The sequence below is a fragment of the Youhaiella tibetensis genome (genome assembly GCF_008000755.1).
Classification (GTDB): Bacteria; Pseudomonadota; Alphaproteobacteria; order Rhizobiales; family Devosiaceae; genus Paradevosia; species Paradevosia tibetensis.
Genome location: NZ_CP041690.1, coordinates 200,439 through 220,279, shown reverse-complemented (window position 1 = coordinate 220,279; position 19,841 = coordinate 200,439). Strand labels below are relative to the sequence as shown.

Below are 19,841 nucleotides of genomic sequence, written 5' to 3'. Positions count from 1 at the left end.
ATCAGCCCCGGGGCGCGAAAAGGATCACGCCCGCCCCGAACAGCACCAGCGCTCCGCCCGCTAGGTCCCACGGATCAGGCGGGCGCCGCTCGACCAGCCAAAGCCAGACCAGTGACGCTGCAACGTAGACCCCGCCATAGGCAGCAAAAGCTCGCCCCGCGTGTTCGGCCGGCGCCAATGTCAGCAACCAGGCGAAGATCATCAGGGCTGGTATGCCCGCCAGGAGCCAGATAGGCGACTGCCCTTGCCGCAGCCATGCCCAGAATGCAAAGCATCCCCCAATCTCGGCCAGGGCCGCTCCAGCATAGATGATCGCGGCCATTAGGTGGATCGTCACGCGGCCCCTCACCCCACCGGTGCGAGAAAGGAGCGCGCGAGCAAGAGCCCACCGAACAGAGCACCCAGCGAAAGACCCAAGGATAGCCCCACATATAGACAGGCCATTCCCACTTCGCCCCGTTCGAAGAGGACGATGGTATCGAGCGAGAAAGTCGAAAATGTCGTGAAGCCGCCGAGAATGCCCGTAGTGAGAAAAAGCCGCAGATCTTGAGGCAGCTCGGCACTCTCGGCGAAAACCGCGATGATCACGGCCATCACGAACGAGCCGATGACGTTCACAGCTAGGGTCCCGTAGGGGAAGTCCAGGCCCAGAAACCGCGCCGCCAGCAGGTTCACGCCGTGGCGCAGAGCCCCACCAACTCCGGCGCCCAGGAAAACGATAATATAGCCCATGTTGCCCTTCCGTTCGAAATCAGAGGCAACAGAAAACCCGCGACGGTGCGGGTATTTTGGCACGCTCCCGCATCGCCGAGGCATTGCCTCAGCCCAGCAGGAGCTATCAGCCACCGTGGCGATTATCGGGAAGCCCCATTCCCATCGCCCGCCAGTATATTGGTGCTCGCACAAAGCTCAAGTCAGCACCTCCGGCGGTTAGTGTCTCAGTTTGAAATTTCGGCGAGGCGCTTCTTTGTAAGGGCCGCGCATTGCAGGCTCCTGCGCAACGGAGTCAATCAGGCTCACGATCCACTCGGCGTCGCGCAGCGTATGGGCCAGACCAGCGGCCATTGCTGGGGACATGCGCAGCGTCTTGTGCATCTGGCAGAAGTTGTAATGGACGAAGTAGAGCGACAGCATATGGACGTGGTTGTCGATCTTCTTCGAGAAGCCATTGCTTAGGCGAGTGAACCGGTGCATTGACATGCGCATGGTCAGGTTTTGGCGCTCCACATAGGACGTGCTGATATGCCCTTGCATTGGGCAACCGACACGCGGCTCCTTGCGCGCTCCAATGCACTCGGCGGGGCTATAGCGGCCCCTGGCGCTTTCCGGACCCGCGCCATAGAGCTTCACCAGCATGGCGTAGTCGACGTCGACGCCAGAGGCGCCTTCAACCGCGCGGAGGTAAGCGCCGTGGCCGTCCGTCGTGGCCTGGACGCGCGTTGCTAGCCGGCAGGCAACATCGTGCATGAACGTCTCAGCGTAGAATGTGTCACGGCCACCAACCAGATATGCGATAATCAGCTTGGTGTCGGCGTCGATAGCCGCCCAGGTCCACACGTCGCCAGCGATTTCGGGTGCAGCTTCGGCCGCGGCAACGTTCTTCTGCTTGGCGTAGGAGAACGACCAGATTTCATCGCACTGAACGCGCTTGGACTGAACGTCCCTCACGTTGAGGCTGTGATAGGCGGCGCAAGCCCGGCCCGCGCTCTCAAGCAGTTTCGTCACCGTGTTAATGCTCACACCGGCAGCGCGCGAGATTGACCGCATGGACGAGCCCGCAACCAGAAGGGAGAGGATTTGTGCGCGGGTCTTTGTATCGAGCTTGTTCATGCGCTCTGTCTACGACCTGCAAACAAATCTCGCCAAGCATTTTGTTCAGTTTGCGATTTTGCGCAGGTTGGCATATTGTGCGGAATCACTGGGGCCAAGAACAACCATGGACTACAAGACGCCGGGACAATTGATACAGGCACTTTTGGCTGAAAAGAGATGGACCCAACGGGTGCTGGCCATCGTCCTGAACATGGACGAAACCGGCATCAACAAGCTCGTAGCCGACAAGCGGTCTGTGGACGCCCAGCTGGCATTGGCGCTCGAAGACGTGTTCCACGTCCCAGCCGAAAAGTTCCTCGAAATCCAGAAGAGCTTTGATCTGGCCAAGGCGCGGATAACCACCATGCCCGACCCCGGTCGCGCCACCCGTGCTCGCCTCTACGGCGATCTGCCCGTAGCAGAAATGATCAAGCGCGGCTGGATCACAGCCGAAAGCGTTCGCGACACCAGCCAAGTCGAAGGTGAACTGGTCCGGTTCTTTGGCGTGAACCGTGTAGACGATATCGAGATACTACCCCACGCCGCGAAGAAGACCGAAGTTAGCCATGACGCAACTCCCGCGCAGCTCGCGTGGCTGTACAGGGTGAAGCAGATAGCCCAAGACATGCTGGTCCCAGCGTACTCCCCGGCCAACCTCCGCGCGGCGCTACCGAAGCTTAAGGCACGGATGACTTCGGCCGAAGGGGCGGCGGACGTTCCTCGGATCATGCACGAGAGCGGCGTTCGCTTCGTTCTCGTGGAAACACTCAGTTCCGCAAAGATCGACGGGGTTTGTTTCTGGCTGGAAGGTCGCGCACCGGTCATCGGCATGTCGCTTCGTTTTGACCGGATCGACAATTTCTGGTTCGTGTTGAGACACGAAATCGAGCACGTTCTGCAAGGTCACGGCCAGAAGGGCGCGATGCTTGACGCAGAACTTGAAAAGGATCGCGCGGGTACCGGCCCCGGCATTGCCGAGGAAGAGCGCGTTGCCAACCAGGCCGCACAAGAGTTCTGCGTGCCGTCGAACCTGATGGACGCGTTCGTGGCTCGAAAAGCCCCTTTCTTCTCTGAGCGCGACCTTGTTGGGTTCGCTCGCGTTGTGAAGGTCCACCCCGGCATCATCGCCGGGCAACTCCAAAGACGAACCGGCCGATATGATCGCTTCCGCGATCATCTGGCGAAGGTGCGCGAGACTATCTCTCCTAACGCCATGAAGGACGGTTGGGGCGATGTGGCCCCTGTAGATTTCTGAAAGGACTGAGATTGAGCCAACGACAAGAGCGCCAGCGTTTCATTCGGCACTACAAGGAACTGACCGGCGAAACCGAGATCGATATGCACAAGGTCGCAGAGTTTGCGAAGGCCCAAGGCTGGGAAATGCCCCAGCCACCTTCCGATATCGAGCTCTTAGCTAGGAAGTTTGCCGAGGATGCACAGGCCGAACGTCGCTATGACGATACCACCGGCAGGCCCTATCGTGCTTACCACGCGCTGCCCGTCCAGTCGGGACAGATGAATCTCTTCGTCTACATCGATATCGACGACGCCACCCGCAAACAGATGCACAAATCAGCGGTGCATCGGCGGGAGCAGATCGTAAGCGATGGCTATCAGCTCACGCTGGATCTGGACCACTGGAACAGCGTGCACCCGGAAGAGCAGCCCATTGAATTGCCGATGGATATCACGCTCGATATCGAGATACGGAAAGCCAGCGACGACGAGGACAAGGTCGCCTAGTCGTCCGACTTTTTCCAACGCGCCTCCGCCGCGACACGTGCTATCTCCGAGCGCTGTTGCGGCGTTAACTTCCTAGACCTGGCTGTGCCGCCCGCTTTTCCGGCAGAGCGCTTCGCGGGAACCGGCGCGCTTTCTGATTCTTCACCCGTAGCAATCCGCGCAATACGGACGGCTAGACCGATGGCATCGGCGGGGCGCTTTTCACCTTCAGGTCCGGTTGGCATCGGACATTCCGTCTAAAAAGGTCGCCTTGTGCTGCTGCGGGCTTTCACGCTTCATCTTCGCGGTCAGTTGATCTAGCTCATTCTTGAGACGGCCGACCTGATAGTCGATTTCGCTGGGCGTCCGCACACCCGCGCCGAAAGGCCGACCGTCTATTGTGACCCGAAGTCCGTTGACGGTTGGCTCGTACCCAAAGATTGGCATGATCGAGCCTCCATGCTCCGACAAGCATATAAGCGAATCCGGTTGAATTACGAGGTACATCAAGAACGACTAATTTCAAAGTGAGACACTACCGGGCGTCGCCGATCTGTCTCCTCTCAGATCGACGACTTATCAAAGGGGAGGTTGACCTTTTCGAGTTCCTTTGCTCGCCACTCCAACGCGCCCCCAAGGCCATACTTCGGACGGTCGATGGCGTGCCCCATCAGGATCTTGCGCAGTTCCTCGTCGAGCCCCGCGGCCTTCATACGGTCCTCGAAAGAGTGCCGCATCGAGTAGGCCGAATGCCCCACATTATAGCCAGGTGGGATGTCGTCCGGGATGAGCCCGGCCTCGCGCATCGCCTTGTTGAGCGTGTTCGAGAGGGTACCCTCCTTGTTGAAATAGCGAGGGAACCCGGAGGGGAAGCGCTGCATGACGGCGAGCGCCAACCCCACGAGCGGAATGGCTCTTATGGATGACCTGGTTTTCGTTTGCCGGGGATCGTCGGGATCGGTTCGGGGCGCAATGAGGATATGGGGCACCGGAGCATTCAGGACGATCACCGGCGCATCCAGGTTTGCAATCTCGCTGGGACGCGCGCCGACTGCGGCAACCATGTAGGCGATTCCCCGCAGCTCATCGTTGAAGTTCGCCATGGCGCCGGCCGCCATGATCTTGGTGACCATCCAGTCGTGCGTGAAAGGCGGCCGGGAGTTTTCGCTATCCCCGAAGGTCAACCCATCGAAAGGGTTTGCCCGCTGCTCCTCGGGCGCAACATGGGCCCAATACTCCCGGAAGAGCTGGCGCATGTTTCCCATGTCCTTCTTCCCCGAAGAAGGGTTATGGGTTGGACGCGCTCCGGCCCCAGCGGGCGCTATGCGATCCCGCCAGAAGCCGAAGAGCTTCAAGGCGTGCCGGCGTTCGATTTCGTCCATGGCCATGTCACCGTTCAGCGCCACGAAATTGTTCACCGCCCGAAGCTTCACCTTCTTCCAGGATCTTTTCTGCGCCTCGCTCTTCCCCCTCAGCTCGGCCGGCTTTATCTCATCGCAATAGACCTTGAACGCCTCGGTGACGGAAACGCGGGGAACATCTACGCCGCCGAGAGCTGCCTCCACGAGGGCGGGGGAAGTCCGTTGATCCATGATCGCCTCGAACCTGGCCACGATGTCCGGAAGGCTCTCACGATGCAGGATTTCTTGTGCCGGTCGATACGTCAGCCCAATCGCGTCAGCTCGCCTCACGGCGCTCTGATATCGCCGCAGGGTTACCTCTCCCCCCTTCTCCGACAGCAGTGAGGCCCAGTACTCATTGTCAGCCGCCTCGAGGTGATCGCGCTTGAGGCGAGCAACTGCCTTGTCCGTGGTCTTCAAGGAAACGCGGATGTGGGATCTGTTTCCGAGCTCTTCGCACAGGTTTCGAGGCATGCGCCGGACATAGTACCACTGCCCGACTCGCAGCCGCAAATATCGATCAGGATCCGTCTGAGGTGTAGCGCGCCGCCCCATGGTGCACCCTTTGGTTGCACAGTTGGTGTCACAAATGGTGACACACATAGTGACACGGAACGACAGTCAGTCACAAGCCGCCCCGAGGGGCGGCTGTATTTCGCCAACAATTTCAATGAGTTAGAGGCTCGGTAGCGCCTCTAGAAATGGTGCCCTGGAGAAGACTCGAACTTCCACGCCTTGCGGCACACGGACCTGAACCGTGCGCGTCTACCAATTCCGCCACCAGGGCACTGGTGAGCGCGCCTAACTAGTAGAGGGCGGCGATCCTTGTCAATCGCCGAAATGCCCTTTTTGTCATCTTATCATCAACGGTGCAGGCCATCCCAGTGCATGATGGTCGAGCGATCGATGACGGGCAGGCCTTCCAGGCAGTTGACGTTGAGCATGACCAGCTCGTTCCCCTCGCCATCGCGGCCGCGCGCGAAGGGCTGGATGCCGCAATGGCGGCAGAAAAGATGGGCGATTCGCCCGGTGTTGAAGCGGTAGGTGGTGAGTTCGTCCTCGCCCGCCAGCAACCGGAAATCGGCGGCCGGGACGCTCTGCAGCACCCAGCCGCGACGGCGGCAATTGGTGCAGTTGCAATCCATCATCGCGGCAAGGTCCGTGCGGGCCTGGTAGCGGACGGCGCCGCAATGGCACTGGCCGTCATAGGTGCGCATGGTGTGATCGATTTCCATTCCCATCCTCCATTAACGAACAAATCATGAACATTTTCCATCCGCGGTCAAGAGCGCGGCGAACGGCGCAGAGACGCCCCTCCCCCTCGACAGGCCGGCGCGCGGTGGGATAGAAGGCAACGGAATTTACCTGCGGCAAATAGCGGCAATCGGAGCTCTCCATGGAACAACTGCCCCTGGTCACGGTTTTCGGCGCGTCCGGCTTTGTGGGCACCCAGGTGGTGCAATTTCTGGCCCGTCGCGGATACCGCATCCGGGCAGCCGTGCGCCGGCCGGACCTGGCGGGCCACCTGCGCATGCCGGGTGCCGTAGGGCAGATCGTGCCGGTGCAGGCCAATGTGCGCAACGCCGCCTCGGTGATGCGCGCGGTCGAGGGCGCGGGGATCGTCATCAACCTGGTGGGCATCGGCATCGAAGGGGGCGCGCAGCGCTTCGAGGCGGTCAATGTCGAGGGCGCCCGCACGGTGGCCGAGGCTGCCCGCGCCGCGGGCGCGACGAGCCTGGTGCATATTTCGGGGCTGGGGCTGACCGCTGATAGCGACAGCGCCTTTGCCCGCTCCAAGGCGGCCGGTGAGGAAGCGGTGCTCGCCGCCTATCCGCAGGCCACCATCGTGCGCCCTTCGGTGATCTTCGGGCCGGGCGATGGCTTCTTCACACGCATGGCCACCTTTGCCCGCATGCTGCCGTTGCTGCCGCTGATCGGAGCCGATGCGCGCATGCAGCCGGTCTATGTGGGCGACGTCGCCGAAGTGATCGTGCGCGCCGCGACGGGCGAGATCAAGGCCGGGCGCGTCTATGAACTGGGCGGCCCCGAGATCGAGACCAACCGCCAGCTCTGGCAGCGCGTACTGCGCGAGACCGGCCGCAACAATACGCTGTTCCCGGTTTCCGAAGGGCTGGGCACGCTGCTCGCCATGCCGATGGGGCTGTTGCCCAAGCCGCCGCTGACCGCCGACCAGGTGATCCTGCTGGGCAAGGACAACGTGGTGTCCGAGGCGGCGATCAAGGAGAAGCGCACCCTGCTCGGGCTGGGCCTGACGCCGGTGAGCATGGACACGATCCTGCCGACCTACCTCTGGCGCTTCCGCCGCAACGGCCAGTTCGAGAAGATCGCGGCCTGAGCCCCGACGCGAGGGCTGCTGCCCTTACTTGAAGAGCAGCAGGCCCCACAGCCCGATGGCGCCCACGAAGATCCGCCAGTAGGCGAAGAACGAAAAGCCGTGGCGCGAGACGAAATCGAGCAGGTACTTGACCACCAGCGTGCCGACGATGAAGGCCGCGGCGAAGCCGATAGCGATGTTGAGGCCGAGCTCCGGGCCGATGAGTTCGCGGTTCTTGTAGAAATCGTAGCCGAAGGCGCCGACCATGAGCGGCAGGGCCACGAAGAAGCTGAACTCGGCGGCGGAGCGCTTGTCGGTGCCCAGCAGGAGCGAGCCGACGATGGTGGCGCCCGAGCGTGACACGCCCGGGATGAGCGCCAGCATCTGGAAGAGCCCGATATAGAAACACATCAGGGGCGGATAGCTGTAGATCTCGGTGTATTTCGGCTTGAGCTTGAGCTGGTCGACGAAGAGCAGCACCACCCCGCCCACGATCAGCATCACGCAGATGAGGATGGGCGATTCATAGATCACCGTCTTGATGAAATCGTGCAGCAGCACGCCCGCGATGGCGGCCGGCAGGCAGGCCAGGATCACGCAGAGGGCGAAGCGCAGCGCATAGGGCTTGCGCAGGAAGACATCGCGCGCGATGCCGACGAGGCGCCAGAAATAGATGACCACGATGGCCAGGATCGCGCCGAGCTGGATGAGCACTTCGAAGACGCGCCCGGGGCTGTCGAAACCGAGGAAGTGCTCGACCAGCAGCAGGTGGCCGGTCGAGGAGACCGGTAAGAATTCGGTAAGCCCTTCAATGATGCCAAGGAGAAGCGGCACAAAAAGACCTTGATCGACGTTCATCTGATCTCCTATCCATCAACGAACAGCGCTTTTTGCGCATCGGGCCGGGATCGCGAGGGGCTTAGCGAATCACGGCATGGGGCTGACGCTGTGCAGTGCTCCTAGAAAACGATGGCAAGCGCAAGGATCGCAAAGACGAAAATGGCAAGGCTTCTCCATCACCCGCTAGACCCCTCCGCTCGCCTGGCAAGGCTCATGCTCGCCGAATACGGGGTTCCAGTGGACCTGGAGGAGATCAAGCCCTGGCTGCGCCAGCCCGAGTTCCTCGAGATCAATCCGGCGGCGACGGTGCCGATCCTGCTCGACAATGCCGAGCCCCCGGTGGTGGGGCCGCTGGCGGTGATCCTCAATATCGAGGAACGGTTCGCCCCGACTTCGGTGGCGGGCCTGGTGCCGGCGCTTTCGGCCGAGCGCGCCGAGATGTGGCGGATGTTCGAGTGGGTGCTGGGCAAGCTCAACGACGAAGTGACGCGCTATGTGCTCGAGGAGAAGATCGTCAAGCGCGACCGGCAGGGCGGCACGCCTGACCCGGCGGTGCTGCGCATCGCCAAGGCGAACCTGACCGAGCACATGCATTATTTCACCTGGCTGTGCGCGACGCGCAGCTGGCTGGCGGGGGACAACATGACCCTGGCCGATTTCGCGCTTGCCGCCCATCTTTCGACTCTCGATTATCTGGGCGACATCGACTGGGAAAAGGCCGGCGAAACGCGCGACTGGTATTCGCGCATCAAGTCGCGCCCGGCCTTCCGGACGCTCCTCAACGACCGCGTGGTCGGAATGCCGCCGCATCGCGGCTATGCCGACCTCGACTTTTGACCCGGCGCTAGAGCCGGGCCAGAATAGGCCCATGGCCGATCTCGTTTCCGAACTGCGCCAGCGCGCCAGCGCTTTGGGCTTTGATGCCTTCGGCATCGCGGCGGCGGAGGCGCGCCCGGACCTAAGCGAAAAGCTGCAGGCCGCGCTTGCTGCCGGCTGGCACGGCGACATGGACTGGATGGCAGAGACCGCCGACCGGCGCGCAAGCCCGGTGGCGCTCTGGCCCGAAGCCCGCTCGGTGATCATGATCGGGGTCAATTACGGCCCGGACAGCGACCCGATGGCGGCGCTGGCCAGGCGGTCGAGCGGCAATATCTCGGTCTATGCGCGCAACCGGGACTATCACGACATCATCAAGGGCCGGCTCAAGGAGCTGGCGGGGTTGCTGTCGCGCCGGACGGGCGAGGCGGTCAAGGTGTTCGTGGACACAGCCCCGGTGATGGAAAAGCCCCTGGCCCAGGCGGCGGGACTGGGCTGGCAGGGCAAGCACACGGTGCTGGTCAGCCGGCAATTCGGCTCCTGGCTGTTCCTGGGCGCCATCTTCACTTCGGCGCAGTTGCCGGCGTCCGAGCCGATGGCGGAAAGCTGCGGCTCGTGCCGGCGATGCCTCGATGTCTGCCCGACCGACGCCTTTCCGGCACCTTTCCAGCTCGATGCGCGCCGGTGCCTCGCCTATCTCAATATCGAGCACAAGGGGCCGATCCCGGCCGAGTTCCGCAAGGCAATGGGCAACCGCATCTATGGGTGCGACGATTGCCTGGCGGTGTGTCCGTGGAACAAGTTCGCCAGCGAAACGCGCGAGGCCAAGCTGTTTGCGCGCGAAGATCTGCGCGAGCCGCCGTTGAGCGTGCTGCTGGCGCTCGACGATGCGGGGTTCCGGGCGCTGTTTTCGGGATCGCCGATCAAGCGGATCGGGCACGGGCGGTTCCTGCGCAACGTGCTGATCGCGGCGGGCAATAGCGGCGACCGAGCCTTGCTCGAAGCGGTCGAGGCACGGCTCGAGGATGAAGATGCTCTGGTGCGTGGCGCAGCGGTGTGGGCGTTTGCGCAACTGGCTGACGGGGAACGGGTGCGGCGAAGCGCCGAGGCGCATGCGGCCGGGGAGCGGGACGCAGAAGTGCGCGCCGAGTGGGCGGCGGTGTTGCCGGAGGTGGTTTGAGCCGCTTCTGCCTGCCGCCAGTGCCGATCTTGCCCTGCCGGAGAGCCGGGGGGCATGGATCGCGCCACTTGGGTGGAGGGAGGCAATAGGCCCCCACCCTTGTTCCTGCCGGCGACAAGCCGGTTTTCATCGAATCGCGAAACGCCTAGTCTGCGGCCCGGTGACTTGCGCGATTCCGCCGGGGCCATTTCGGGTGTTGAGAGCGGGTGATGCGCGTCTTCTTTTTCGGCATGGGGTATTCTTCGCAGGCGACGGCCGAGGCGTTGCGCAGGGCCGATCCGGCGGTCGAGATCGCGGGGACGGTGCGCGATCGGAACAAGGCGAAGGCACTGGCGGAAAAGGGCTATGACATCGGCGTTTTCGATGGCGAACGGCCGGGCGCGCTGGGGGAGGCTCTGAGCGGGGCGAGCCATGTGGTGATTTCGACGCCGCCCGGCGCACAGGGCGACCCGGTGTTGCGGCAGCACTGGCAGGACCTGATGCGGGCGCGCGAGCTCGAGTGGCTGTGCTATTTCTCGACCGTGGGCGTCTATGGCGATTTCGGCGGCGGCTGGGTCGATGAAAGCGCGCCGCGCCATCCGGTCAACGAGCGCTCGCGCCAGCGCGTGGTGGCCGAGGACGAATGGCAATCCTTCGCGACCGAGCGCGGCGTGCCGCTGGCCACGCTGCGGCTGGCCGGCATCTATGGGCCGGGCCGCTCGACCTTCGAGCGCCTGCGCGAGGGCACGGCGCGGCGCATCGTCAAGCCGGGGCAGGTGTTCAACCGCATCCATGTCGCCGATATCGGCCGGATCACGGCGCTGGCTGCGCAGCGCCGGCTGGCCGGCGCCTTCAACCTGGCCGACGACGAACCCGCCCCGCCCCAGGACCTTGTGGCCTACGCCGCCGGGCTGATGGGCGTGGAGGCGCCGCCGGAGGTGGCATTCGAGGACGCCGAGCTTTCGGAGATGGCGCGCTCGTTCTATGCGGACAACAAGCGAGTCTCCAATACCGCCATCAAGGCGGCGCTGGGGATCGAGCTGCTTTATTCTACCTATCGCGAGGGGCTTTCAGCCATAGCATCTTGAGCCAGCCGCACCCTGCCCAAAAGCCGCAACGCACCGTACTCGAAGGACGTTATGCCCGGCTCGAGCCGATCGAGCCCCGGCACGCGGCGGGCCTTTTCGCCGCGACCGCAGGAGAAGGCGAGGCGGCGCGCTATCGCTGGCTGATGTCGCAGCCGCCCGCCGACGAGGCGGAGCTGCGCCGGCGGCTGGCCGAAGCAGCGGCGATCGAGGATCCGCTCTATTTCGCCGTGGTCGACAAGGCGACCGGGCTCGCCGGCGGCCAGCAATCGCTGATGCGGATCGAGCCCGCCCATGGGGTCATCGAGATCGGCGGCGTCCTCTGGGGGCGCGGCGTCGCGCAGACGCGCCTGGCGACCGAGGCGCTCTATCTCTTTGCCGCCTATGTCTTCGATACGCTCGGTTACCGGCGGCTCGAGTGGAAGTGCAACGACCAGAACGAGCCAAGCAAGCGCGCGGCGCGCCGGTTCGGCTTCACCTTCGAGGGCGTCTTCCGCCAGCACATGATCGTCAAGGGCGAGAACCGCGACACCGCCTGGTTCTCGATCATCGACGGGGAATGGCCGGCGATCAGGGAGCGGCTCGAGGCGTGGCTGGCGCCGGACAATTTCGACGCCGAGGGACGCCAGCGGCGCAAGCTCTAGTCGGCAACGGCGCGGCCGATGGCATCCTCGAGGCGCCTGATGTCCTCGGGCCGGCTCAGGCGATGGTCGCCATCCGGAATGAGGGTCAGCGTCACCGGATCGTGCAGGAGATGGGAGACGAGCTTGAGAGCATGCTCCTGGGGCACGTCCGGATCCTTGCCGCCCTGGAGGATGGTCACGGGGCAACCGGTCTCGATGACGCCATCGAACATGAGATGGGTGCGGCCGTCCTCAATAAGGCCGCGCGTATAGACATAGGGCTCGGGGCCGTATTGGGAGGCGCGCTCGACATAGCCGCGCTCCTCGAGCGACTTGAGTTCCTTGCGCGAGAAGCCGGCCAGCATCAGGTCTTGGGTGGCGTCGACCGCGGGAGCGACGAGGATGAGCTCCTTGACGCGGCCCGAACCGGCGCGGCGCAGGGCGCGGTTGAGCAGCAGGGCCAGCCAGCCGCCGAGCGAGGAGCCGAGCACGATCTGGGGGCCTTCGGTGAGGGCGAAGACGGCGAGCGCCTCCTCGAGCCAGCGACTCACCGTGCCCTGGAGGAATTCGCCGCCCGAACGGCCGTGGCCGGAGTAGTCGAAGCGGGTCACCGCCAGCCCATGCGCGGCGCCATAGGCATCCACCGCAATGGCCTTGCTGCCGCCCATGTCCGACTTGAAGCCGTTGAGCCAGAAAAGGCCCGGGGCGGCGCCGGCGCGCCGCTCGACGGCTATGGGGCGGCTGTTGGCCCCGGTGCCGACCTCAAGGGTCGATGGCGTGATCGCGGGCATCATGTCGTCGGTCAATTGGCGGCCTCCATATCGAACCTGGCTTTTAAGGTTTGCCCGGGGGCGCTGTCAAAGTGCGCGCAAGCGTGCAACACCTTCGAGATTCCCGCGTTATCGGCGTGGTGGCACCGGTTTGCCTGTTGACTTCTGGACACGCCATCACGATTTTAGGGGCGATCTTCCGCCCTACCGTCAATAAGACAAGGAACGCCTGCCATTCGTCGTCCCATGAGACCCGTTGCGCCCCAGAAAGATGGGCCGCTTTCCAACGAGGATATCTCCGCCCCCGAAGTCCAGCTCATCGGTGCCGAGGGTGAGAACAAAGGGGTCATCCGTACCCGCGAGGCCATCGCCATGGCCCAGGAGGCCGGACTCGATCTGGTCCTCATCGCCGCCAATTCCAGCCCTCCGGTAGCCAAGTTCCTCGATCTCGGCCGCTTCAAGTATGCTGCGCAGAAGAAGGCTGCGGAAGCCCGCAAGAAGCAGAAGGTCATCGAGGTCAAGGAAATCCAGCTGCGTCCCAACATCGATACGCATGACTACGACACCAAGATGAAGGCGGTCGCACGCTTCATCGAGGGTGGCGATCGCGTGAAGGTGACGATGCGCTTCCGTGGCCGCGAAATGGCGCACCAGGAACTGGGCATGGAGCTTCTGCTCAAGGTCCGCGACCTGATGGAAGACAAGGCCAAGGTCGAGAGCGCGCCGCGCTCGGAAGGCCGCCAGATGGTGATGGTGCTGGCTCCCAAGTAAGCCGGCATCTCCCAGCCGATCAGGAAGCAGGCCTCAAGGCCTGCTTTTTTTGTTGCCGCACCTCCCCCCGCGTCATTGAAATTCCCAATGCACCGGATAAGGGATGCCTGCGACAATTTCGACCTTTGCCAATGCTCTCAAGGCTTTGCGGTCGGCATTTGTTAACTCCGGGTGGGCATGGTCCGTACCATACCTGACGCCTCACAGAACGTGACCCCTGGAGTACCGGATGTTCTCCCGTCTTAGTATTGCTCAACGCATTTTCGGCGCCTTCGGCGTCCTTTTGATACTGCTTGCCGCCGTTGCCCTGGCGGGGAATTTCGGCGTGGGTGGACTGACCAAGTCCTATGCCGATTATCGTGACGAAGCCCAGCAATCGCTCACCATCGGACGCATGGTCGGCGACACCTATGCGGCGCGCATGGTGGAGATGGGCTATCGCGTGGACGGCGCGGCCGACAAGGCCGCCGAATTCGACAGCCTGATCGCCGACCATAGCCTCAACGACCAGGCATCCATGGACGTCTTCGCCAATGACGAGGAATCCTATTCCTGGCTGGGCGAACTCAAGACGGATCTGGCGACCTACAGGGACGCCTTCACCCAGACGGTGACGCTCGAAGAACAGCGCAAGTCGGTGGGCGCTTCGCTCAACGACAGCACCGAGACGATCCGCAGCCTGCTCAACGACCTGATCACGAGCCTGACCTCGCGCGGGGACATTTCCTCGGTGGCGCAGGCCGGCCATGTCAACGAGAGCGCCCTGCTCATGCTGCTCAATGCCGAGCGCTACATGGCCACCAACGATCCGGCCGATCTCGACCGGGTGCGCGAGAACGGCGCCCAGGCGGTCGAGCAGGTCTCCGAGCTCAGCGTCGGGCTTTTCGATCCGGCGCTGCAGGAAAAGACCCAGCAGATCGCCGACCAGCTCGACATCTATGCGGGGCTCGTGGAGGAACTGGCCGGAGCGATCGAGGAGCGCAATACGATCCGTTCCGAGCAGCTCGACGATTTCGGGCCGCGCATCCAGGCCGCGTTCGGCGTGATCGAGGACAATATCAATACGCGCCAGGATGAACTGGGCGAAGCGGCCGGGCAGTTCGCGTCGCTGACGACGACGCTGCTCATGGTGGTGACGGGCCTGGCCATGGCCGCCGGACTGGCGCTGGCGGTGCTCATCGGGCGCTGGCTCTCCAAGGCCCTGCGCGGCATGACGGTCTCGATGCGCCAGCTTGCCGACGGCAATCTCGATCTCGAGCTTGCAAATCTGGATGCCCGCAACGAGCTGGGGCAGATGGCCCAGGCGCTCGAGGTGTTCCGTACCAACGGCAAGGCCGTGCAGGCGATGGATGCCGAGAAGGCCGAGACGCAGCGCCTGCAGGCCGAGGAGCAGTCGCTCCGCGATGCCCTGCAGCACGAAGTGGCAAGCGTGGTGGAAGCGGCGGTGGCCGGAGACTTCACGGCCCGGGTCGGCACCCATTACGAGAACCCCGAGCTGCTCTCGCTGGCGCAGAGCGTCAACGAGCTGGTGGCGACGGTCGATCGGGGCGTCACCGAGACCGGCGGCGTGCTGTCGGCCCTGGCCGATGCCGACCTCACGCAGCGCATGACGGGCGAATACCAGGGGGCTTTCGCCCGCCTCAAGTCCGATACCAACGCGGTGGCCGACAAGTTCGCCTCGATGATGGGCGAGCTGCGCGACACCTCCAAGGCGCTCAAGACCGCTACGGGGGAAATTCTCTCGGGCGCCAACGATCTTTCCGAACGCACGACGCGGCAGGCCGCGGCACTCCAGGAGACCACGGCAACCATCGAGCAGTTGGCCAATGCCGTGGCGGATAATGCCAACAAGGCGCAGCAGGCGGCCGACAAGACCACCTCGGCCTCCCAGCTCGCCGGAGAGGGCGGCGCGGTGATGGATCGCGCCAACCAGGCCATGGAGCGGATCGAGACGTCTTCGTCCAAGATCTCCAACATCATCGGCATGATCGACGATATCGCGTTCCAGACCAACCTGCTGGCTCTCAATGCCTCGGTGGAAGCGGCTCGCGCCGGCGAGGCCGGCAAGGGCTTTGCGGTCGTGGCCGTCGAAGTGCGGCGCCTGGCCCAGTCGGCGGCGCAGGCCTCCGCCGAGGTCAAGGATCTCATCGAGCAGAGCGCCGGCGAGGTCCAGTCCGGCTCCCGGCTGGTGGCGGAAGCTGCCAACAAGCTGGCGGCGATCCTCAACGCGGTGGAAGAGAACAGCCACCTCATGCAGGGCATCTCCGAAGCCAGCCGCGACCAGTCGCACTCGCTCGAGGAAGTGACGGGGGCCATCCGGCAGATGGACGAGATGACCCAGCACAACGCGGCCCTCGTCGAAGAGACCAATGCCGCCATCGAGCAGACCGAGGCCCAGGCGAGCGCGCTCGACCGAATCGTGGACGTGTTCACCATCGAGGCCAAGCAGCCCGAGGAGGCCCCGGCCGCGAGCGGAATCAAGGGGCTCCAGCAGCGGGCCGTGGATGCGGCGCGCACCTATCTGGCCCGGGGCAACGCCGCCCTCAAGGCCGACTGGAGCGAGTTCTAGGGATGACGGAAGCGGGCCTTCGGGCCCGCTTCATTTTATGGCGGAAGGGCCACAGGTTGCCGTTATTTGGCCAGTTTTTGACCGGAGTTTGCCGCCGGCTCTGGAAAGGGGAAAAGCCCTTCCTATATGGCCAAAGGTATTGAGCACCGCGCTTGCGAGTGCCCGGGAAACCGGAGTTTTTCGATTTGACGAACCAACCCACAACGCTGCCGACAGGCGGCGATACGACTCGCACGTTACTGTCTTTGATCGGCGATAAATGGACGCTTCGCGTCATCGCCCAACTCGTCGCTGGCAAGCGGCGTTTCAACGAATTGCGCAAGCTCGTGGTCGGCATCTCCCAGAAGGTGCTGGCCGCAACCCTGAGAAACCTCGAGCGCGAGGGCCTGGTGAAGCGGACATTCTTTCCGGTGATCCCTCCCCGCGTCGAATACGAACTGACCGAAGTGGGCATGCGCTTCCTGCAGGCGCTGGGAGCGCTGCGCGATTTCGCCGTAGAGAACCGCCCGGAGATCGAAGCGGCGCGGCGCCGATTCGATGCGGAGCTGGAAATGGCGCCGCAATCGCAGATGATTTCGGGCCACTAGGGCCCGAATCGACAGTGAGCAGTTTGGGGTGTGGCCGGGACCCGGCCGCACCCTTTTTGTTTTGCGATTTCAGCCGATGGTGAGCCAGGCCGGAGCGATGCCGGTGCCCTTGCCGACCCCGTAGCCGAGGCGGATGTTGAGCATGCCGAGCGGCTCGAGCAGGCGCGCCTGGGAAAGGTCGCCGACGACCTCGGAGGCGAAGCCCGCGGTCCGCGCCAGTGCCGCCACGACCTCGACGGCTTTCTCGTCATCACCGGCCACGAACACGGGCACGCCGGCGGTTGCCGAGGGCGGGGCGTCGAAGACACCCGCGAAGATGGTGTTGAAGGCCTTGACCACCTTGGCGCGCGGCGCGGCTTTCTGGATCTCCTCGGCGGCAGAGGTGGTGTGGCCGACAGCCAGGCTACCCTCGGCGTTGATCGGGTTGGTCATGTCCACGATGATCTTGCCGTCGAACTCGCGGTTGTTCCTGGCTTCCTCCAGGGCCGCCGCATAAGGCAGCGCCAGGACGATGACATCGGAAATCTTGGCCGCATCGCGATAGTCACCGACCTTGATGTGGCCAGGAAGCAGGCCGGCAAAGGTGGTGGCATTGGCCATGTCATGGGCGCCGAAGACGATATCGGTCTTGCCGGCCAGGCGCTTGGCCAGGCCCTTGCCCATATTCCCCAAACCCAGAATTGCGATGCTCATTGCAGTGTTCTCCTTGAAAAGACACGACGCTTTCGAGACGTTAGAACTTCACTCTACGCCCATCCTCGCGGATTTGGCTCGCAGGAGTTGCGAAACGTATCGTTCGCTTTGCGACGACTGTGGCAGGCGATTGGCTATTGCCGGGAGGGGAAGGCGCTTCTAGAACCGCTCCATGCCACGCCCCAAGCTCCACAGCGATGACGAGATCCTGACCATCGCCCAGCAGGTACTGGTGGCAAAGGGGCCGGCGGCCTTCACCCTTACCGATGTCGCCGAAGCGGTGGGCGTTTCCCGGGCCGCGATCATCCAGCGATTCGAGAACAAGGCCACGCTCCATCGCAAGGTCATGGAACGCTCGACCCAGGAAGTGCGCGACTATTTCGCCGGTCTGGCGATCGTCGAGGGCGTCGGCGCGCTGCGGGAGATGTTGAGCGATCTCATCGGCGGACTCGGATCGGGCGAGGGCTTTGCCGGCTATCTGCTGCTCGAATGGTCCGACGTCCATGACGATGAGCTCAACCGGCTGGCCCGGGAGCGCAACCGGTTGGTGCGCGAGGCCATCGAGATGCGGTTGCCGGCTTCGGAGACCCGCAAGGTGCAGGCGAGCCTTATCCAGGCGGTGATCCAGGGCGCCACGATGCAGTGGCTCATCGAGCAGGACGGCCCGCTCAACGCTTTCGTCCTGATGCAGACAGAACGGCTGATCGAGAGCCTCTTTCCCGAAGGGTAGAGCACGGCGGAAAGGCGAGGTTACAAGCGCAGCTTGTTTATAACTTACGCGTTAGTTATAAATGAAGCATGACACAGCCGACACGCCCCCTCGCCCTCAGCCTCACCGCCGCGCAATTCGACAGCCTGCCGATGACCGGCACGAGGCCGATCGCCTATCGCGACCTGTTCGCGAGCCATGCCGACCTGCCCCAGGCCACGAGGCGCTGGGCCCAAGCGCAGGGGCTGGACCTGCGCGCCCTGACGCTGCGGTCGCGCGAAAGGGGGGCGCGCTCGCAGAAATTCCTTTTTGCGCTGCGCGAGGGGCTGGCTGTGGAAAGCGTGCTCATCAGGCGCCACGACGGCTACACGGCCTGTATTTCGAGCCAGGTGGGGTGCGCGTTTGCCTGCCGATTCTGCGCATCGGGGCAGGCCGGGCTCAAGCGCAACCTCGAGGCCGGGGAGATCGTCGAGCAGGTGGCGCGGCTCGGACCGAAGGTCAACCGCATCGTGTTCATGGGAATCGGGGAGCCGCTCAACAATTACGACAACGTCCTCAAGGCGATCCGAATCCTGCGCGACCGGCGCGGGCTCAATTTTCCGACGACCGGCATCACGCTGTCGACCATCGGCATTCCCAAGGGCCTCAAGGCACTGCGCGAGGAGCATCTGGGGATCAACCTCACCATCTCGCTCCATGCCACGACCGACGAGAGCCGGGCGGCGCTGATCCCGGGGAGCCGCAAGCACCCGGTCAGGGAGGTGGTGGAACGGGCGCTCTCCTGGGCGGAGCGGCACAACCGGGACGTTACCTTCGTCTACCTGCTGCTGGCCGGGATCAACGACAGCCGGGCGGACCTCGAGCGGCTGGTGGCGATGCTGGGCGGGCAGCGGGCGCGCATCAACCTCATGCGCTGGAACCCGGTCGACGGGATCAAGCTGGGGCGCACCGAGGACCGGACCCTCCTCGCCTTCAGGGAACGCCTGGCGCGGGCGGGTATTCCGGTGGTGGTGCGCGACACGCAGGGCCGCGACATCACCGCCGCCTGCGGGCAGCTCTGGCTGCGCGACCTCAACGGACGGGCGCTGGCGGCTTAGGAAGACGCTGGTCGGTGGGTCATTGCTTCTGCCGGGCCGAGTGCGGCGAGACTCCGCTTGCCTTTGGCCGCCATTGCCCCTATACACCCGCATTCTTCCGGACCGCCCGGCCAAAAGGCATGCCGTGGCGGTCTTTGAATGCGATGGGTCCCAAAAGACCGATCCGACTAACAAAGGACACGCAAAATGCCCAAGATGAAGACCAAATCTGGCGCCAAGAAGCGTTTCAGGTTCACTGCGTCTGGCCTGGTCAAGGCCGGCGTTTCCGGCAAGCGGCACCGTTTGAGCAGCCACAACGCCAAGTACATTCGCCAGCAGCGCGGCACGAAAGTGCTCCAGAAGGGCGATGAGGGCTTGGTCAAGTGGTACATGCCCTATAACCGCTAAGCGAACGCCAGAAAGGAACCTGACACATGTCACGCGTTAAGAGAGGCGTCACCGCCCACGCCCGCCACAAGAAGGTCTTGAAGGCCGCCGAGGGCTATTACGGCCGTCGCAAGAATACCATCCGCGTTGCCAAGCAGGCCGTGGAAAAGGCCGGCCAGTACGCCTACCGCGACCGCCGCGTCAACAAGCGCAACTTCCGTGCGCTCTGGATTCAGCGCATCAACGCCGCCGTGCGCGAGCATGGCCTGACCTACGGTCGATTTATCGACGGCCTCAGCAAGGCTGAGGTTGCTGTCGACCGCAAGGTGCTCTCGGATCTGGCGATCTCCGAGCCCGCAGCGTTCGGCGTCCTGGTCGAGAAGGCCAAGGCCGCCCTCGGGTATCTCAAGGGTGTCGAAGACACCACTCACGCCCGCGTCAACGGCTAATCAGCCCGTCAGCCTAGCTGAGGTCAAAAACAAAGCCT

Annotated in this window: 23 protein-coding genes, 1 tRNA gene and 1 riboswitch; of the genes, 14 read left to right on the top strand and 10 right to left on the bottom strand. The window is 63.6% G+C overall.

Annotated elements, in window-relative coordinates:
• Position 1 precedes the first annotated feature (1 nt).
• The 3 genes from FNA67_RS01065 to FNA67_RS01055 form a co-directional block, all read right to left on the bottom strand.
• A complete protein-coding gene (locus FNA67_RS01065) occupies positions 2-322 on the bottom strand; it encodes a YnfA family protein (protein WP_147658105.1) in 321 nt (106 codons plus the stop codon).
• A 23-nt stretch (positions 323-345) separates the two neighbouring features.
• Positions 346-732 carry a fluoride efflux transporter CrcB gene (gene crcB, locus FNA67_RS01060; protein WP_147654754.1) on the bottom strand — a complete coding sequence of 129 codons (387 nt, stop codon included), beginning with the start codon at positions 730-732 and terminating at the stop codon, positions 346-348.
• Between the two features lie 90 nt (positions 733-822).
• A riboswitch (Fluoride riboswitch) is annotated at positions 823-884 on the bottom strand.
• Between the two features lie 46 nt (positions 885-930).
• Positions 931-1,830, bottom strand: a complete 900-nt coding sequence (locus FNA67_RS01055) for an IS1 family transposase (RefSeq protein WP_147654753.1) — start codon at positions 1,828-1,830, stop codon at positions 931-933.
• Here FNA67_RS01055 and FNA67_RS01050 point away from each other — a divergent pair.
• Positions 1,829-3,067 (top strand): hypothetical protein, encoded by a 1,239-nt coding sequence (locus tag FNA67_RS01050; RefSeq protein WP_210246417.1) that lies wholly within the window; start codon positions 1,829-1,831, stop codon positions 3,065-3,067. The genes FNA67_RS01055 and FNA67_RS01050 overlap by 2 nt on opposite strands.
• A gap of 11 nt (positions 3,068-3,078) precedes the next feature.
• Positions 3,079-3,555: a hypothetical protein gene (locus FNA67_RS01045; protein WP_147654752.1), complete on the top strand. Its 477-nt coding sequence runs from the start codon at positions 3,079-3,081 to the stop codon at positions 3,553-3,555.
• Between the two features lie 207 nt (positions 3,556-3,762).
• Here the strand turns inward: FNA67_RS01045 and FNA67_RS01035 are convergent, their stop codons facing one another.
• From FNA67_RS01035 to FNA67_RS01020, 4 genes are all read right to left on the bottom strand, one after another.
• A complete protein-coding gene (locus tag FNA67_RS01035) occupies positions 3,763-3,981 on the bottom strand; it encodes a hypothetical protein (protein WP_147654750.1) in 219 nt (72 codons plus the stop codon).
• Positions 3,982-4,097: 116 nt separating this feature from the next.
• On the bottom strand, positions 4,098-5,489 hold the full coding sequence (locus FNA67_RS01030; RefSeq protein ID WP_147654749.1) for a DUF6538 domain-containing protein: 1,392 nt from the start codon (positions 5,487-5,489) through the stop codon (positions 4,098-4,100).
• 147 nt (positions 5,490-5,636) lie between these two features.
• Positions 5,637-5,721 (bottom strand) — tRNA-Leu (locus tag FNA67_RS01025).
• A gap of 76 nt (positions 5,722-5,797) precedes the next feature.
• A complete protein-coding gene (locus FNA67_RS01020) occupies positions 5,798-6,169 on the bottom strand; it encodes a GFA family protein (RefSeq protein WP_244616429.1) in 372 nt (123 codons plus the stop codon).
• A 161-nt stretch (positions 6,170-6,330) separates the two neighbouring features.
• Between FNA67_RS01020 and FNA67_RS01015 the strand changes: the two genes are divergently transcribed.
• Positions 6,331-7,290, top strand: a complete 960-nt coding sequence (locus FNA67_RS01015; RefSeq protein WP_147654748.1) for a complex I NDUFA9 subunit family protein — start codon at positions 6,331-6,333, stop codon at positions 7,288-7,290.
• 24 nt (positions 7,291-7,314) lie between these two features.
• Here the strand turns inward: FNA67_RS01015 and FNA67_RS01010 are convergent, their stop codons facing one another.
• A complete protein-coding gene (locus FNA67_RS01010) occupies positions 7,315-8,127 on the bottom strand; it encodes an undecaprenyl-diphosphate phosphatase (protein ID WP_049707317.1) in 813 nt (270 codons plus the stop codon).
• 141 nt (positions 8,128-8,268) lie between these two features.
• On the opposite strand from FNA67_RS01010, the gene FNA67_RS01005 reads away from it, so the two are divergent.
• From FNA67_RS01005 to FNA67_RS22150, 4 genes are all read left to right on the top strand, one after another.
• Positions 8,269-8,946: a glutathione S-transferase family protein gene (locus tag FNA67_RS01005; RefSeq protein ID WP_170267168.1), complete on the top strand. Its 678-nt coding sequence runs from the start codon at positions 8,269-8,271 to the stop codon at positions 8,944-8,946.
• On the top strand, positions 8,927-10,105 hold the full coding sequence (queG, locus tag FNA67_RS01000; protein WP_371874366.1) for a tRNA epoxyqueuosine(34) reductase QueG: 1,179 nt from the start codon (positions 8,927-8,929) through the stop codon (positions 10,103-10,105). Before FNA67_RS01005 ends, queG begins: the two co-directional genes overlap by 20 nt.
• Before the next feature lie 209 nt (positions 10,106-10,314).
• Positions 10,315-11,172: an SDR family oxidoreductase gene (locus FNA67_RS22155; RefSeq protein ID WP_147654746.1), complete on the top strand. Its 858-nt coding sequence runs from the start codon at positions 10,315-10,317 to the stop codon at positions 11,170-11,172.
• Positions 11,169-11,813: a GNAT family N-acetyltransferase gene (locus tag FNA67_RS22150; RefSeq protein ID WP_147654745.1), complete on the top strand. Its 645-nt coding sequence runs from the start codon at positions 11,169-11,171 to the stop codon at positions 11,811-11,813. Before FNA67_RS22155 ends, FNA67_RS22150 begins: the two co-directional genes overlap by 4 nt.
• Here FNA67_RS22150 and FNA67_RS00985 read toward each other — a convergent pair.
• Positions 11,810-12,586 (bottom strand): alpha/beta hydrolase, encoded by a 777-nt coding sequence (locus FNA67_RS00985; RefSeq protein ID WP_147658103.1) that lies wholly within the window; start codon positions 12,584-12,586, stop codon positions 11,810-11,812. The two genes, FNA67_RS22150 and FNA67_RS00985, sit on opposite strands and share 4 nt — an antisense overlap.
• 210 nt (positions 12,587-12,796) lie before the next feature.
• Here FNA67_RS00985 and infC point away from each other — a divergent pair, with 210 nt between their 5' ends.
• The 3 genes from infC to FNA67_RS00970 all read left to right on the top strand — a co-directional run bounded on the left by infC (position 12,797) and on the right by FNA67_RS00970 (position 16,489).
• Complete coding sequence (gene infC, locus FNA67_RS00980; RefSeq protein WP_244616723.1) at positions 12,797-13,333, top strand: translation initiation factor IF-3; 537 nt, start codon at positions 12,797-12,799, stop codon at positions 13,331-13,333.
• A gap of 229 nt (positions 13,334-13,562) precedes the next feature.
• Positions 13,563-15,902, top strand: a complete 2,340-nt coding sequence (locus FNA67_RS22145) for a methyl-accepting chemotaxis protein (RefSeq protein WP_053168133.1) — start codon at positions 13,563-13,565, stop codon at positions 15,900-15,902.
• Between the two features lie 185 nt (positions 15,903-16,087).
• Complete coding sequence (locus FNA67_RS00970; protein WP_147654744.1) at positions 16,088-16,489, top strand: winged helix-turn-helix transcriptional regulator; 402 nt, start codon at positions 16,088-16,090, stop codon at positions 16,487-16,489.
• A gap of 69 nt (positions 16,490-16,558) precedes the next feature.
• On the opposite strand, the gene FNA67_RS00965 is transcribed toward FNA67_RS00970, so the two are convergent.
• Positions 16,559-17,182, bottom strand: coding sequence for an NADPH-dependent F420 reductase (locus tag FNA67_RS00965; protein WP_147654743.1), 624 nt, complete (start codon positions 17,180-17,182; stop codon positions 16,559-16,561).
• Positions 17,183-17,354: 172 nt separating this feature from the next.
• Here FNA67_RS00965 and FNA67_RS00960 point away from each other — a divergent pair, with 172 nt between their 5' ends.
• The 4 genes from FNA67_RS00960 (at position 17,355) to rplT (ending at position 19,803) form a co-directional block, all read left to right on the top strand.
• The gene (locus FNA67_RS00960) at positions 17,355-17,912 is read left to right on the top strand and encodes a TetR/AcrR family transcriptional regulator (protein WP_147654742.1); all 558 of its coding nucleotides are present in this window, start codon (positions 17,355-17,357) and stop codon (positions 17,910-17,912) included.
• 68 nt (positions 17,913-17,980) lie between these two features.
• Positions 17,981-18,988 carry a 23S rRNA (adenine(2503)-C(2))-methyltransferase RlmN gene (gene rlmN, locus FNA67_RS00955; protein WP_147654741.1) on the top strand — a complete coding sequence of 336 codons (1,008 nt, stop codon included), beginning with the start codon at positions 17,981-17,983 and terminating at the stop codon, positions 18,986-18,988.
• A 186-nt stretch (positions 18,989-19,174) separates the two neighbouring features.
• Positions 19,175-19,375: a 50S ribosomal protein L35 gene (gene rpmI, locus FNA67_RS00950; protein ID WP_049707307.1), complete on the top strand. Its 201-nt coding sequence runs from the start codon at positions 19,175-19,177 to the stop codon at positions 19,373-19,375.
• Positions 19,376-19,401: 26 nt separating this feature from the next.
• The gene (gene rplT / locus FNA67_RS00945; protein WP_049707306.1) at positions 19,402-19,803 is read left to right on the top strand and encodes a 50S ribosomal protein L20; all 402 of its coding nucleotides are present in this window, start codon (positions 19,402-19,404) and stop codon (positions 19,801-19,803) included.
• Positions 19,804-19,841: the final 38 nt, after the last annotated feature.

Excerpts from the sequence above, each read along its gene's own strand:
- FNA67_RS01030 (WP_147654749.1), bottom strand. The coding sequence starts at position 5,489 with ATGGGGCGGCGCGCTACACCTCAGACGGATCCTGATCGATATTTGCGG.
- crcB (WP_147654754.1), bottom strand. The coding sequence starts at position 732 with ATGGGCTATATTATCGTTTTCCTGGGCGCCGGAGTTGGTGGGGCTCTG.
- FNA67_RS01020 (WP_244616429.1), bottom strand. The coding sequence starts at position 6,169 with ATGGAAATCGATCACACCATGCGCACCTATGACGGCCAGTGCCATTGC.
- FNA67_RS22155 (WP_147654746.1), top strand. The coding sequence starts at position 10,315 with ATGCGCGTCTTCTTTTTCGGCATGGGGTATTCTTCGCAGGCGACGGCC.
- rplT (WP_049707306.1), top strand. The coding sequence starts at position 19,402 with ATGTCACGCGTTAAGAGAGGCGTCACCGCCCACGCCCGCCACAAGAAG.
- FNA67_RS00965 (WP_147654743.1), bottom strand. The coding sequence starts at position 17,182 with ATGAGCATCGCAATTCTGGGTTTGGGGAATATGGGCAAGGGCCTGGCC.
- FNA67_RS00960 (WP_147654742.1), top strand. The coding sequence starts at position 17,355 with ATGCCACGCCCCAAGCTCCACAGCGATGACGAGATCCTGACCATCGCC.
- FNA67_RS01005 (WP_170267168.1), top strand. The coding sequence starts at position 8,269 with ATGGCAAGGCTTCTCCATCACCCGCTAGACCCCTCCGCTCGCCTGGCA.
- rpmI (WP_049707307.1), top strand. The coding sequence starts at position 19,175 with ATGCCCAAGATGAAGACCAAATCTGGCGCCAAGAAGCGTTTCAGGTTC.
- FNA67_RS01050 (WP_210246417.1), top strand. The coding sequence starts at position 1,829 with ATGCGCTCTGTCTACGACCTGCAAACAAATCTCGCCAAGCATTTTGTT.
- FNA67_RS01065 (WP_147658105.1), bottom strand. The coding sequence starts at position 322 with ATGGCCGCGATCATCTATGCTGGAGCGGCCCTGGCCGAGATTGGGGGA.
- rlmN (WP_147654741.1), top strand. The coding sequence starts at position 17,981 with ATGACACAGCCGACACGCCCCCTCGCCCTCAGCCTCACCGCCGCGCAA.
- FNA67_RS01015 (WP_147654748.1), top strand. The coding sequence starts at position 6,331 with ATGGAACAACTGCCCCTGGTCACGGTTTTCGGCGCGTCCGGCTTTGTG.
- FNA67_RS01055 (WP_147654753.1), bottom strand. The coding sequence starts at position 1,830 with ATGAACAAGCTCGATACAAAGACCCGCGCACAAATCCTCTCCCTTCTG.
- FNA67_RS01035 (WP_147654750.1), bottom strand. The coding sequence starts at position 3,981 with ATGCCAATCTTTGGGTACGAGCCAACCGTCAACGGACTTCGGGTCACA.
- queG (WP_371874366.1), top strand. The coding sequence starts at position 8,927 with ATGCCGACCTCGACTTTTGACCCGGCGCTAGAGCCGGGCCAGAATAGG.
- FNA67_RS00985 (WP_147658103.1), bottom strand. The coding sequence starts at position 12,586 with ATGATGCCCGCGATCACGCCATCGACCCTTGAGGTCGGCACCGGGGCC.
- FNA67_RS22145 (WP_053168133.1), top strand. The coding sequence starts at position 13,563 with ATGTTCTCCCGTCTTAGTATTGCTCAACGCATTTTCGGCGCCTTCGGC.
- FNA67_RS01010 (WP_049707317.1), bottom strand. The coding sequence starts at position 8,127 with ATGAACGTCGATCAAGGTCTTTTTGTGCCGCTTCTCCTTGGCATCATT.